This is a genomic window from Caballeronia sp. INML2 (assembly GCF_023631365.1).
GTDB lineage: Bacteria > Pseudomonadota > Gammaproteobacteria > Burkholderiales > Burkholderiaceae > Caballeronia > Caballeronia turbans.
In genome coordinates this window covers 68,269-80,950 of the sequence record NZ_JALQDH010000111.1, presented here as the reverse complement: position 1 = coordinate 80,950, position 12,682 = coordinate 68,269, and the positions used below count along the sequence as shown (strand labels likewise).

Below are 12,682 nucleotides of genomic sequence, written 5' to 3'. Positions count from 1 at the left end.
GAGATCGTTCATCGCGTCATGCTCCGGTAGTGGGCTCGTCTTCGTCGCCGTGCGGGCGAGGCTCTGCGCTCAGTGCTTTCATCAGCGCGGGTTCTTCCAGCAGGCGCGCGATCAGCGCTTCGGCGCCGGTCTTGCCGTCCATGTAGGTCAGCAGGTTGGCGAGCTGCGTGCGCGCCTCCAGCAGTTGCCGCAGCGGTTCGACCTTGCGTGCGATGGCGGCGGGCGTGAAGTCGTCCATACTCTCGAAAGTCAGATCGACGGCGACGTTGCCCTCGCCCGTCAGCGTGTTGGGCACCTGCACCGCGACGCGCGGCTTCATCGACTTGAGACGCTCGTCGAAGTTGTCGACATCGACCTCCAGGAACTTCCGCTCGGCGGCGGGCGCGAGCGGCTCCGCGCTCTGGCCCGAGAGATCCGCGAGCACGCCCATCACGAAGGGCAGGTTCACTTTCTTTTCCGAGCCGTAGACTTCGACGTCGTATTCGATCTGCACGCGCGGCGCGCGATTGCGCGCGATGAATTTCTGACTGCTTTCCTTTGCCACGATATCCACTCCTTTGCTTTTGCCTGAGTCCGGTCAGACGACCCCGCCCAGATGCCTGAATTGATGTGCGCCGTCCGGCGCGACGTCCTCGATGATTTCCATGAAGCGCTTGCCGACCAGCCTGCGGGCCCGCTGCAGCAGCACCGGCAGCGGGCTCGATGGCTCGTGCTCGTCGTAGTAGGCGCAGATCGCGTCGAGCGCATCGCTCACGTCCTGCGCGCTCGCGATACGCCGGGGCGTGGCGGGTCCGCCGATGGCGGCATGCGCCGCCGCTGCGCAACCCGCGCCCTCTTCACTGCTATGGGTCTCCATCGCACTGCCCCCTCGCCCCGTATCCGGATCGGGCGCTCCGACCCGCGCCGCCACGAACTCCGCGATGCGCCCGAGCGGACGCGCGAGCGGCCCGAAGTCGAGCGCGCGCGCCGGCCCCACGTGCTCTGTCAGCAAGGTCTCGATCTGCGTGAGCGAAGCCCGCGCCGACGACAGCGCCTCGCACTGCGCCCGTCCCGCTTCCGCGCCCGCTTGAGCGAACGCCGCATCGATGGCCGCGAGGGTCGGCATCTCGTCGCCTTCGAAAAGCGGCGCTTCGCCCGCGAGCACTTCCATGTCGCGCAGCGTGAATCCGCGCTGGCCGCGCGGCGCGACGAAGGGCGTGTCGCGCAGCTCGCCCACGAGCCCGGAGCCGTCGATGAGCGCCGACAGCGCGTTGACGCGCGCGGTCGGATCGTCGCCATCGCTTGCATCGAGTTGCGGATGCACGCCGCTCCAGTGCCGCGCGAGCAGCCCTTCGATCAGCGCGAGCCCGCGCGCAAGCCCGATGAAGTCCTCGCGGACCATGCTCGCCCGCGTGTAATGCACCGCCACCCGCAAGTCGCGTGTGCGTGCGAGCAGGGCCGTCGCGAGGGCGTGAGCCAGCGTCCAGTCGGGCGGCGTCGCGGCGATCACGGTGCCGCCATACTGGGCGTCGGGCTTGCCGGCGATTGCCTGCTCCAGCGCCCGGAAATCGGCGCTGTACTCTTCGTCCTCGCCGCACGGAGAATCCGGCGTGAGGTCGGTCAGCCAGGTTGCGATATCTGCGAGGTTCATGGCGGTGTCCGCGAGGCGCATTGAACGGAAGGCGGCTTAGCGGCTTCTCGTCGAACTCGACGAACTGGAACTGCTGCTCGCGCCGGAGTCGGATGTCGCCGAGTTTTTCGGGATGTTCCACTTGCCGGTCACCACGCCGCCCTTCTTCGCGCCGTTGTTGTCCTGCGGCTGGTACTCCATGTTGAATTCGGCGAAGTTCAGCGTGATGTTCTCGGCAACCTGATCGCCGCCGCCCGAGCCGACCGAATGGCTGCTGATGAGCACTTCCTTGAGCGTGATCTTCAGATACTCGACCGGCTCGTTGCCGCCCGCCTTGCGCAGCGTGAGCACGGCCTCCGGCATGTGCACGCCCTGGCAGCACGATTGCACGATGGTGGGCGAGCTCTTGTCGATGTACTTGCTGATCGACAGATCCTGCACCGACGCGGTCCCGGTGCCGCCACCCGTTCCGGTATGCGTGGTGCCCGTCTGCGAGCATCCCCACGACCAGCTCAGCACCTCGATTTCGTCGGTGTGACCCACCGCCAGTGATTCACCCTTGATGTCGCCCAGCTTGAGAAACATATCTACGGCCATGTCAGTCTCCAGAGAAAAATGCGCCTTGCGGCACAGGCAAAATTCGCGTCGTCGTTGATCGCGAAGTTGAAATTCGGGCGTACTTCCATCGCCCTGATTTATTTGGATTGCTAACTGTTCATACTGCTTCGATTCGTTTTTCAACGTCCCGCATCAACCTTGAATCACGCGCCGAGCGCCCGGCGGATCGCAGCCTGCACGGCCGGCATGTCCCCGCGCTCGCACAGCGCCGCCCAGCCCGCGAGCGTTTCGCGACCCACCGCAGGCGTTTCGCAAAGTTGTGCAAATCGTTCGAGGGTCGCCGCCGAACCGACTATGCTATGAAAACGTTCGCGTCCGATGCACGCGTCCAGCATGACCGCCATGCCTGCTTGCCGGGCCCGGTCGAGGAGGGTCTCCATGATCTGTCTCCTATTCGGTGGTTCGAGTGCGCCGCGTTGCGCGATCCGTGACCCGAAAACAGCCGCCCGCGCCTGCTTATTCCGCAAAAAAACTCGAAAAATTCGTGGAATAGATTCCAGCCTGGAGTGTTGTCAATCATGAGTGCGCCCATTTCAGGAGTTGCGCCGATGAACGACGACGACCTGCAAACCGTCCTGCCGACGCTGTTGCCGCGGCTATGGCGATTTGCACTGCGGCTCACGCAGAACCCGCACGACGCCGAGGATCTCGTGCAGCGGGCGTGCGTGCGGGCGCTCGAGCGGCGCAATCAGCTTCAGCCGGGCACGTCGGCGCTCAGCTGGCTGTTTTCGATCGTGCACTCGACATGGATGAACGAACTGCGCGCTCGTTCGATTCGAAACCGCGGCAGCATGGACTGGCAGGACGAGGAAATCGAATCCTTCGCCGATCCCGCGGCGCACAATCCGGAGCTCGATTTGTTGCATCGGCAGGTGATCGACGCCGTGGAGGCTTTGCCCGAGGCGCAGCGTGTCGTGATGGTGCTGGTCGCAATCGAAGGACTCAGCTATCGCGAAGCCGCCGAGGTGCTCGACGTGCCGATCGGCACGGTCATGAGCCGGCTGTCGCGCGCGCGGCTGACGATCGGCCAGAAGTTCAGTGCGCAGTCGCCGGCCGCGGCCCGAAAAGGAGAATCATTATGATGAATGTCGATGACACGCTGCTGATGGCCTATGTTGACGGAGAGCTTTCGCCCGAGCAGCGCGCGGAAGTCGAGGCGGCGATCTCGCATTCCGACGAACTGGCGGCGCGGGCCGCGGCATTGCAGGCATCGGTCCTGCCTTACCGCGCAGCTTACGACCGGCAATCGGTGCCGCCCGTGCCTGAAAGCCTGACGCGGCGCATCGAGGAACTTGTGAGCGTCAGCGCGCCGCAAGAGCGCGACGCGCGGCGCGGCAGCCGCCGTTTTTCGATGCAATGGGCCGCCGCGGCCTTCGTCGCAGGTGCGATCTGCTCCGGCGTGCTCACCGGTTATCTCGGGGGCGTGAATCCGTTGAAGCCGGGGGTCGATCCATGGGTGCAGAGCGTCGCGGATTATCAGGTGCTCTACGGGCGCGACACGGTTGCCAATATCCGGGAAGACAAGGCCACCACCGAGCAGGTGCTGGCGGATATCCATCAGCGCGACGGCATGCCGGTCGACGTTCCCGATCTGCGTCAGGTCGGCCTCAAGTTCAAGCGCGTGCAGCGCCTGAACTATCACGACCGTCCGCTCATTCAGATGGTGTATCTGCCGGAACGCGGCGATCCGGTCGCGCTGTGCGTGATCGAGGAAAACGAGGGCGATGCGCCGGTGCGCGCGAGTCGGGTCGGCGAAATGAAAACGGTCACGTGGCGCACGAATCGGCTCGCCTACGTGCTGCTCGCGAAGACGCCTTCTCTCGACTTGCAGGCTATCGGCGACAGCATCGCCAGTGGGAAGACGGCGCCGCTCTACAGCAGCGCCAGTGCAGACGTGGCGCGCGACAGCTAGGCTCACGCGTGCGCCGCGTGCCATGCTTTCGAACTGTCGGGCCGCTGCTCCGGCTAGCGCGAGGCCCGCGTGAACTCGCCGGCCTCGCGCGCGAAATGTGCCGGCATCGCCGCGCGCAGCGGTCGGCGTCGCGCGCCATGACGGCCGCAAGCCGATCGTGCTACAGCCTTTCCCATCAAGCCTTTCAGCCCGATTGCGTCATACATGGCGCACGCTCGTAAACCACTATCGCGCGTGGATTGGTATGCCAGTACTGTCACACGCGAATGTGTACGCGCGTGCCCTTCCTCGCGCTTCGAGGGGCGCCTTTGGAAAAAGTCCTGCTGCCAGTCCGATCGCGTCCCGCCTGGCAAATCTGAAAGATTCCTCGCTTTGCGCGCACCGTGTCGCGAATCCACGACGAGCCCTGTGCGCCAGCAGTCGTTAGATTCAATCCAACAAAAAGGAGACAACATGCGTCCAGGAATCAAGGTGCTTCGAGTGGCGGCGAGCGCGGCATTGGCGCTATGCGCAAGTGCGGCTTTCGCGCAGGCTTCGATCGTTTCCGGTCCGTCCAGCGATCCGGCGTGCATGGTTCCCTGGAAGAGCGACACGAAGTTCGTCAAGTATCCGAAGAAGAACGGCCCTTACCGCATCGCACTCGTGAACGGCTATATCGCCAACACCTGGCGCATCCAGATGATCAAGACGGCCAAGGCGTACACCGCGCAACCGGCGGTCGCCGCGAAACTCAAGGAATTCAAGGTCGTCTCGACCGGCGAGGACGTCCCGGCGCAGATCTCGGCCGTCAACAACTTCATCGATGCGGGCTATGACGCGATCATCGTCGATGCGCAGAATCCGTCCTCGTTCGGCCCGGCGATTCGCCGCGCGAAGAAGGCCGGCGTCGTGCTGATCGCGTTCGACAACACGCTCGACAGCGAAGACGCGATCAACGTCGACGTCGACCAGTACGGGCTCGGCGTGCTGTGGGCCAAGTGGCTCGCGAGCCATGTGCCCAACGGCGGCAAGGTGCTCGAGGTGCGCGGCGTGGCGGGCACCTCGGTCGATACTGACCGGCACAATGGTTTCCAGAAGACGCTCGACGAGACCGGCAAGAAGTGGAACATCGTCCAGGTCTACGGCAAGTGGGACGACGGGGTCGCGCAGAAGGCCGCCGCCGACGCCATTGCGGTGCAGGGCCATTTCGACGGCATTTCGGCGCAGGGCGGCGACACCGGCGTCGTGCGCGCCATGATCGACGCGAAGCATCCGTTCGTTCCGTTCGGCGGCGAGACGGAAAACGGCTTTCGCAAGTTCTGCGCGCAGTACGGCAGCCAGGGCCTGAAATGCACGTCGGCGGGCAGCGGTCCCGCGCAGGTGGCCGTGGCGATCAAGACCGCGCTCGCCGCGCTGGACGGTCAGACGATTCCCGTGGCGATCAAGCTGCCCCTCGACATCACTGACGATGCGAAGCTGAAGGCGGGCGTCAACTACTTCCCCAACGAATCCGACAACTTCTTCGTCGGCAACTCGTTTCCGACATGCGGCATCAACTTCTCCGCACAGGAAATCATGAAGCAGAGCCAGGGCAACCAGTAACCGGACGATGGCCGGCCACGTGACGGGAGACGAAGCATGCGGCAGGACGCAGAGCGGCCGTTCTTTCAGATGTCCGGGGTGTCGAAAAGCTACGGCGGCGCCGTCGCGCTGGATCACGCGGAACTCGCGGTGCGCCGGGGACGCATTCACGCGGTCCTCGGCGAGAACGGCGCGGGCAAGTCCACGCTGCTGAAGGTGATGTCCGGCGTCGTGCAGCCGGACGAAGGCACGATGCACCTCGACGGTCGCGAAGTCTCGTTCGCGTCGCCCGCCGCGGCGAACGCGGCCGGCATCGTCTGCGTGTATCAGGAGTTGTCGCTGATCCCCGACCTGAGCGTGGCGGACAACATCTTCGCTTCGAACCCGCCGCGACGCTTCGGCATGATCGACCGCCGCGCCCAGCGCCGCCAGGCCGAGGCCGCGCTCGCGCGCGCCGGCGCGGCCGACATCAATCCGCTTACAAAGGTCCGCGATCTGCCGCTGTCGCGCCAGCAGATGGTCGAACTCGCGAAGGGGCTGGCCCACGAGCCGCGCATTTTGATTCTCGACGAAGCCACGTCGGCGCTGACCGCGGCCGACGTGGCGCGCGTCATCGACGTGCTCAAGCGCCTGCGCGACGAAGGGCTCGCGCTGCTGTTCATCTCGCACCGGATGCACGAGGTGAAGGCGCTCGCGGACGAATGCACCGTCTACCGTAACGGTCGTCATGTGATGAGCTTCGAGGCAGGCACGCGCTCCGACAACGAGGTTGTCGAAATGATGATCGGCCGCAAGTACCAGCATGTGTTTCCCGCCAGGCCCGCGGACGCGCCCGGGCAGCGCGGCGCCGCCGCACCGGTGCTCGCCTGCCGAGACCTCGCGTGGAACGACACCCTGCGCGGCGTCAGCTTTTCTGTGAGGCCCGGCGAAATACTCGGGCTGGGCGGCCTCGACGGACAAGGCCAGCGCGAACTGCTGCTCGCGTTGTTCGGCGTGCTGCGCGGTTGCACAGGGGCGATCGAGATCGATGGCAAGGCCGTGTCGATAGAAAGCCCCGTGGCCGCCCGCGCCAATCGCATCGGCATGGCGCTGATTCCGGAGGACCGCAAGACCGAAGGGCTGATGCTGCCGATGTCGGTGCGCGAAAACCTGTCGTTTGCCGCGCTCGATCGCATGTCCACCGCAGGCGTGATCGATCGCGACCGCCAGCAGTCGTTCGTCGACCGGATGATGGCGCTCCTCGCGATCAAGTCGTTCAGCGTCGATGCGGCCGTGGGCTCGCTCTCGGGCGGCAACCAGCAAAAGGTCGTCATCGCGAAGTGGCTGGTCCGGCAGCCGCGAATCCTGCTGCTTTGCGACCCGACACGCGGCATCGACGTCGGCACCAAGCAGGAGATCTATCAGTTGCTCAGGCGGCTCGCCGACGAGGGCGCCGCGATCGTGTTCTATTCGACCGACTATGACGAGCTGATCGGCTGCTGCGACCGCGTGCTCGTGCTGTACGAAGGCAGGATCAAGAAGGAGCTGGTCGGGGCGGCGATCACCGAGCAGAGTCTCATCGCCAGTGCGCTGGACCTGCCCGTCGGACAGGTTGCGCCTTCCACAGGAGTCGCGCCATGAGCGGATTGCGCTACTGGTATGCGGAAAATCGCGGGTCGGCGTTCGCATTCGGCCTGTTCGTGCTGATGTTCGCGATTTACCTCTTCAACTATCCGTCGACGTTGTCGGCGAATGTGTTTCAGACGGCGGCCAACAAGGCGGTATTGCTCGCGCTGGTGTCGATGGGCCAGGCGCTCGTCGTGCTGACGGCGGGCATCGATCTGTCGATCGGAACGATGCTCGTGCTGACGAATTGCCTCGGATCGTGGATCGTCACGGGCGACGCGCTGCACAGCGCGCTCGGCATCGCCGGTGTGCTCGCGGCGGGCGCGCTGTGCGGCGCGCTCAACGGCGTCATTATCATTTTCGGCCGTCTGCAGCCCATCGTGACGACGATCGCAACGGGCGCCGTCTACTACGGACTGGCGCTGCTGCTTCGCCCGGTGCCCGGCGGCGCGATCAACGAAGATCTCGCCGACGCCCTGACCGGCAAGGTCGCCGGCGTCGTCCCGGCCAGCCTGCTGATTTTGCTCGCGGCCGTGGTGATCGTCTGGGTGCCCTTCAAGCGCTCCGCGATCGGGCGCGCGGCTTATGCAACCGGCTCGTCCGAGCCCGCGGCCTTCCTCTCCGGCATGCCGATCCGCCGCGCGAAGTTCGCGAGCTACACGCTCGCCGGCCTGCTCGCCGCGATCGGCGGCCTCTTTCTGACGTTCTTCACGGACACGGGCGAAGCGAGCCTCGGCAGCGCCAACTCCTATGCCTTGTTTTCGATCGCCGCCGTGGTCATCGGCGGCGTGTCGCTGCTGGGCGGCCGGGGCAGCGCGATCGGGGCGGTCTTCGGCGCATTCGCGTTCCGTTCGATCGGCGACCTGCTGTTCGTGTTCAACGTCGATGCGCTGTGGCAGCCGCTCTTCCAGGGCGTGATTCTTCTGCTCGCGGTCTCGATCGGCGCGTGCGGGCTGTTCCGGGTGCGCAACCGCCTGGAGTGGTTCCAATGAGCGACGTTTCCGCAAACGGCCGCAGCACGTTCGTGTCGAGGCTCGCGCGCCGGATCGACAAACCGATCGTGATCGCGTTCGCGTGCATCGTCGCGCTATTGCTCGTCGGCGGAATGTATTCGCGCAGCTTCACGTCGCCGGAGTACATCCTGCTGCAACTGAAGGTCGGCGCGTTCCTCGGCATCATCGCGACCGGCCTGATGATGGTGATCCTGCTCGGCCACATCGACCTGTCGTTGCCGTGGACCATCACGGTCGGCGCGATGATGGCGTGCGCCGTCGCCGGGCACGGCGAACTGGGACGCGTCCTCGCGATTCCGGTCGGGATCGGTTGCGGCGTGCTGATCGGCGTCGTCAACGGCATTCTCGTGGCGCTCCTGCGCATTCCGTCGATGATCGCGACGCTCGCAACGAATGCGGTCGCGCAGGGCATCATGATCGTCTACACGGGGGGATCGTCGCCGCAGGATTCCGCGCCGCACGTGATGCGATGGCTCGCGGCGGGCTGGCTCGTGCCGGGCGTGCCGAATGCGGTCGCGCTGTGGGTCGTGATCGGCGGCGCGACGATGTTCCTGCTGTCGCGCACGACGTTCGGCCGAACGCTGTACGCGATCGGCAACACCGAACGCGCGGCGTATCTTTCCGGCATCGATACGCGGCTCGTGACCGTGGCCGCTTTCGCCGTGTGCAGCGCGTTCGCGGCATTCGGCGGCGTGCTGCTCGCAGGTTATGCGTCGAAGGCCGCGCAGTCGATGGGCGATGCCTACCTGTTGCCGGCCATCGCGGCGGTCGTCCTCGGCGGCACGTCGATTCTGGGCGGTCGCGGGTCGTACCTCGGCACCGTGGCTGGCGCAATTCTCATCACGCTGCTGCAGTCGATCCTCTCGGTCGCACAGATGCCCGAAGCCGGACGTCAGATCATCTACGGCGTGGTGATCGCAGCGATGTTGCTGCTGTACGGGCGCAGCAAGCCAGAGGCGTAGATCACCGAGGCGGCAATCGCGTCGTAGCTGCGAATCACCAGGTTTCGAATCCCTTTCTTTCGCCGCGAACCCGGTGCCGCCCTGGCCGCTGCGCCATCGACCGCGGCCGGGGGGGCCCGTTTCTTGCTCGCTGCCGCTTCTACCGATCCGTACATTCATATCGAAGAGCGCGCATATGCCGGAAAAACTGCTTCACGCCCCGAACGGCCGCATCGAATCCGGCATTCTGGGCCTCGACGACATCCTGGGCGGCGGGCTGACCCCTCACAGGATGTACCTGGTGGAAGGGGCGCCGGGCGCAGGTAAAACGACCCTTGCCCTGCAATTTTTACTCAAGGGCGTCGAGAACGGCGAATCCGGCCTCTATGTCACCTTGTCCGAGACGAAGGCGGAACTGATCGCGGTCGCCGAAAGTCACGGCTGGGACACGACACGATTCACCATCACGGAATTGCTCTCGGATGAAGGGCTGGACCCGAGCTTCGAGCAGAGTGTGCTGCATCCTGCCGAGGTCGAGCTGGGAGAAACCGTTCGCGACGTGATCGCCAAGGTCGATGAGATGAAGCCGGCCCGGCTCGTTTTCGACAGCCTGTCCGAGCTTCGGATGCTGTCGCAGAATCCGCTGCGCTATCGTCGCCAGATCCTTGCCCTGAAGCGTTATTTCGCGACGCGTGCCTGCACCGTGTTGTTGCTCGACGACAATACCTCGGAGCCGGGCGACTTGCAGTTGCACAGCATCGCGCATGGCGTCATTAGCCTCGACAACGTGACGCACGATTACGGCGGAGAACGCCGGCGCCTGAGGATCGCGAAAATGCGCGGCATCCGGTTCCGCGAAGGCTTTCACGACATGACGCTCAAGACGGGCGGCATCGAGGTCTATCCGCGTCTGATCGCAGCCGAGCATCACACGGACTATTCGTCCAGCGCGCTCAGCACCGGCACCGGCGGCCTGGATGCGCTGCTCGGTGGCGGACTGGTTCCGGGCACCAACACGCTGATCGTCGGGCCTTCGGGCGTCGGCAAGACGACCACGGTCGCGTCCTGTCTTCTCGCTGCGCTCGAACGCGGCGAGCCGTGCACCTACTATCTCTTCGATGAGACGCGCATGACGCTCCTGCGTCGCTCGACGAACCTCGGCATCGACCTGCGGCCGCACCTCGATAGCGGACTCCTGACGCTTCGCCAGATCGACCCCGCCGAAATCGCTCCCGGCGAGTTTGCGAGCGACGTGCGCAAGTGCGTCGAGGAACACGGTGCACGATTCGTCGCCATCGACAGCCTCAATGCGTATCTTCAGGCCATGCCCGGTGAACGCTATCTGCTCCTGCAGATGCACGAATTGCTGACCTATCTCAACCAGCGCGGCGTGATTACGTTACTGGTGCTGGGGCAGCACGGCATCATCGGAGAAATTCAAAGCGACATCGACATCAGCTATCTCAGCGACGTCGTCCTGTTGTTCCGATATTTCGAGCGTCACGGCGAAGTCCTGAGCGCCATTACCGCGGTGAAGAGTCGCGCGAACGGACACGAACGCTCAATCCGGCAGTTCCGGCTCGACAGTGAAGGACTGGTTGTCGGTGAAGCGTTGCGCGACTTCGAGGGCATCCTGAGCGGCCTGCCCTCGTATTCCGGCGATTCGCCCATGCTTGCGCCGGCCCGCGGCGAGTCACTCGAACCTCCGGGCCGATGACAAAATGGAGTATCGCGTTCTAATTCTGGCCCCGTTCGGCCGCGACGCCCGTGTGATCACCGACGTCCTCGCGCCGGAAAATCGCACGTGCTTCGTATGCGCCGACTTGCATGAGCTTGCGACGGAACTCGACCGGGGCGCGGGCCTCGCCATCATGACCGAAGAGTCGCTTCGGCATGACAACGGTGCGGCGATTGCGCAATGGCTGCAAAAGCAGGCGGCCTGGTCGGACCTTCCGGTGGTGCTGCTTTCCGGGAAACTCTCGAGCGGGCGTTCGGCGGCGAGCATCGACATGCTCGAGCGACTGGGCAATGTCCTGGTGCTCGAGCGGCCGTTGAATTCGGAAACCCTGCGCCGCGCGGTCGCCTCGGCGTTGCGCGCTCGCACTCGACAATATGACGCACGTCGACATCTTGCGGAATCGCAAGAGCATCTGATCGAACGGGCACAAGCTCAGGAAGCACTGGAAAAGCTCAACGCATCCCTCGAGAGCCGCATCGAGGAGCGCACGCAGGAACTCGCGTCGGCGAACAATCGCCTCATGAAAGAGATTCATGAGCGCGCCAAGGTGCAAGCAGTGCTCGTTCAGTCTCAGAAGATGGAAGCGCTCGGACAGTTGACGGGCGGCATCGCGCATGACTTCAATAATCTGCTCAACATCATCATGGCGAACGCTGAACTGCTCTCGCGCATCAGCGATGACGAGCGCGTCCGCAGGATGGCCGCGACGACGAAGCGCGCCACCGAACGAGGGGCGAAGCTCACCGCGCAGTTACTGACGTTTTCCCGCACGAGCAACCTCGACCTCAAGGCAATCAACGTTGCCCCATTGCTGGACGGAATGCGAGACATCATTTCGATCTCGCTCGGATCGCATATCGACTTGTCGACGACTTCGAGTTCCAGGCACCTCTGGACGAAGGCCGATGCCAACCAGCTCGAGCTCGCGGTCCTGAACCTCGCGATCAACGCGCGCGACGCGATGCCCGGCGGCGGACGCCTCTCCATTCATGCCGACGAACGAACGTCGGACGATGCGGCGCTCCCTGCGGGACGTTATGTCGTGGTCAGCGTCAGCGATTCCGGCTCCGGTATCGAGCCGAACGTGCTCTCACGTGTCTTCGATCCATTCTTCACGACCAAGCCGATTGGAAAAGGAACGGGGCTTGGACTCAGTCAGGTCTATGGCATCGCTCGACAAGCGGGCGGCGAAGCGCGCATCGAGAGCGAGCCGGGCAAGGGAACGACGGTGCAGATCTGGCTTCCGGTCAGCGTGAGCGATATTGCGGAGTCGAGCGTCGAAGCCGCTTCGCCCGATGTCCCGCTCCTTGCACGTCACATTCTCGTCATCGAGGACGACGAAGAAGTGCGCGCGATGCTCGTCGAATGCCTGGAGGTGCTGGGCTATAAGGTCACGCACGCGCACGACGGCGCAAGCGGCTTGTCGCGCCTCGACACCGACAAGCCGGACTTGCTGATCGTCGACTATGCGATGCCGGGCTTGAACGGCGTGCAAGTCCTGATGCGTGTGCGCGATATCCGGCCCGACATTCCAGTGATCCTCGCCACCGGATACGCGGACGTCGATATCGCAAAGATCACGGCAACGCACTTTACCGCGCTGCGCAAGCCTTTCCAGCTCGACGAACTCGCACGCACTGTCCGCGCGGCGCTCAAGGCCCATTGATCGATCTTGTCTGGGAACGA

The 12,682-nt window shown here is 64.5% G+C and carries 12 protein-coding genes; 8 read left to right on the top strand and 4 right to left on the bottom strand.

From position 1 onward, the window contains the following. Window positions 1–16: 16 nt before the first annotated feature. The 4 genes from tssB to NCT32_RS32885 form a co-directional block, all read right to left on the bottom strand. The gene (tssB, locus tag NCT32_RS32900) at window positions 17–544 is read right to left on the bottom strand and encodes a type VI secretion system contractile sheath small subunit (RefSeq protein ID WP_061118553.1); all 528 of its coding nucleotides are present in this window, start codon (window positions 542–544) and stop codon (window positions 17–19) included. Between the two features lie 33 nt (window positions 545–577). Then, a complete protein-coding gene (gene tssA, locus NCT32_RS32895; RefSeq protein WP_061118552.1) occupies window positions 578–1,630 on the bottom strand; it encodes a type VI secretion system protein TssA in 1,053 nt (350 codons plus the stop codon). 36 nt (window positions 1,631–1,666) lie between these two features. Beyond that, a complete protein-coding gene (locus NCT32_RS32890) occupies window positions 1,667–2,206 on the bottom strand; it encodes a type VI secretion system tube protein Hcp (protein ID WP_061118445.1) in 540 nt (179 codons plus the stop codon). 164 nt (window positions 2,207–2,370) lie between these two features. Then, the gene (locus tag NCT32_RS32885; RefSeq protein WP_086961081.1) at window positions 2,371–2,607 is read right to left on the bottom strand and encodes a hypothetical protein; all 237 of its coding nucleotides are present in this window, start codon (window positions 2,605–2,607) and stop codon (window positions 2,371–2,373) included. 168 nt (window positions 2,608–2,775) lie between these two features. Here NCT32_RS32885 and NCT32_RS32880 point away from each other — a divergent pair, with 168 nt between their 5' ends. From NCT32_RS32880 to NCT32_RS32845, 8 genes are all read left to right on the top strand, one after another. Then, window positions 2,776–3,309 (top strand): RNA polymerase sigma factor, encoded by a 534-nt coding sequence (locus NCT32_RS32880; RefSeq protein WP_061118443.1) that lies wholly within the window; start codon window positions 2,776–2,778, stop codon window positions 3,307–3,309. Further along, window positions 3,306–4,139: an anti-sigma factor gene (locus NCT32_RS32875; RefSeq protein ID WP_250478335.1), complete on the top strand. Its 834-nt coding sequence runs from the start codon at window positions 3,306–3,308 to the stop codon at window positions 4,137–4,139. Before NCT32_RS32880 ends, NCT32_RS32875 begins: the two co-directional genes overlap by 4 nt. A 453-nt stretch (window positions 4,140–4,592) precedes the next feature. Next, window positions 4,593–5,720, top strand: a complete 1,128-nt coding sequence (locus tag NCT32_RS32870; protein WP_061118442.1) for a sugar ABC transporter substrate-binding protein — start codon at window positions 4,593–4,595, stop codon at window positions 5,718–5,720. A gap of 36 nt (window positions 5,721–5,756) precedes the next feature. Further along, on the top strand, window positions 5,757–7,319 hold the full coding sequence (locus tag NCT32_RS32865; RefSeq protein ID WP_061118441.1) for a sugar ABC transporter ATP-binding protein: 1,563 nt from the start codon (window positions 5,757–5,759) through the stop codon (window positions 7,317–7,319). Continuing rightward, on the top strand, window positions 7,316–8,296 hold the full coding sequence (locus NCT32_RS32860; protein WP_061118440.1) for an ABC transporter permease: 981 nt from the start codon (window positions 7,316–7,318) through the stop codon (window positions 8,294–8,296). Before NCT32_RS32865 ends, NCT32_RS32860 begins: the two co-directional genes overlap by 4 nt. Then, window positions 8,293–9,279 (top strand): ABC transporter permease, encoded by a 987-nt coding sequence (locus NCT32_RS32855; protein ID WP_061118439.1) that lies wholly within the window; start codon window positions 8,293–8,295, stop codon window positions 9,277–9,279. The genes NCT32_RS32860 and NCT32_RS32855 overlap by 4 nt, the downstream gene beginning before the upstream one ends. A 175-nt stretch (window positions 9,280–9,454) precedes the next feature. Continuing rightward, window positions 9,455–10,975 carry an ATPase domain-containing protein gene (locus NCT32_RS32850; protein ID WP_061118438.1) on the top strand — a complete coding sequence of 507 codons (1,521 nt, stop codon included), beginning with the start codon at window positions 9,455–9,457 and terminating at the stop codon, window positions 10,973–10,975. 4 nt (window positions 10,976–10,979) lie between these two features. Continuing rightward, a complete protein-coding gene (locus NCT32_RS32845) occupies window positions 10,980–12,662 on the top strand; it encodes a response regulator (protein WP_061118550.1) in 1,683 nt (560 codons plus the stop codon). Window positions 12,663–12,682: the final 20 nt, after the last annotated feature.

Excerpts from the sequence above, each read along its gene's own strand:
- tssA (WP_061118552.1), bottom strand. The coding sequence starts at position 1,630 with ATGAACCTCGCAGATATCGCAACCTGGCTGACCGACCTCACGCCGGAT.
- NCT32_RS32890 (WP_061118445.1), bottom strand. The coding sequence starts at position 2,206 with ATGGCCGTAGATATGTTTCTCAAGCTGGGCGACATCAAGGGTGAATCA.
- NCT32_RS32885 (WP_086961081.1), bottom strand. The coding sequence starts at position 2,607 with ATGGAGACCCTCCTCGACCGGGCCCGGCAAGCAGGCATGGCGGTCATG.
- NCT32_RS32880 (WP_061118443.1), top strand. The coding sequence starts at position 2,776 with ATGAACGACGACGACCTGCAAACCGTCCTGCCGACGCTGTTGCCGCGG.
- NCT32_RS32875 (WP_250478335.1), top strand. The coding sequence starts at position 3,306 with ATGATGAATGTCGATGACACGCTGCTGATGGCCTATGTTGACGGAGAG.
- NCT32_RS32870 (WP_061118442.1), top strand. The coding sequence starts at position 4,593 with ATGCGTCCAGGAATCAAGGTGCTTCGAGTGGCGGCGAGCGCGGCATTG.
- NCT32_RS32865 (WP_061118441.1), top strand. The coding sequence starts at position 5,757 with ATGCGGCAGGACGCAGAGCGGCCGTTCTTTCAGATGTCCGGGGTGTCG.
- NCT32_RS32860 (WP_061118440.1), top strand. The coding sequence starts at position 7,316 with ATGAGCGGATTGCGCTACTGGTATGCGGAAAATCGCGGGTCGGCGTTC.
- NCT32_RS32855 (WP_061118439.1), top strand. The coding sequence starts at position 8,293 with ATGAGCGACGTTTCCGCAAACGGCCGCAGCACGTTCGTGTCGAGGCTC.
- NCT32_RS32850 (WP_061118438.1), top strand. The coding sequence starts at position 9,455 with ATGCCGGAAAAACTGCTTCACGCCCCGAACGGCCGCATCGAATCCGGC.
- NCT32_RS32845 (WP_061118550.1), top strand. The coding sequence starts at position 10,980 with ATGGAGTATCGCGTTCTAATTCTGGCCCCGTTCGGCCGCGACGCCCGT.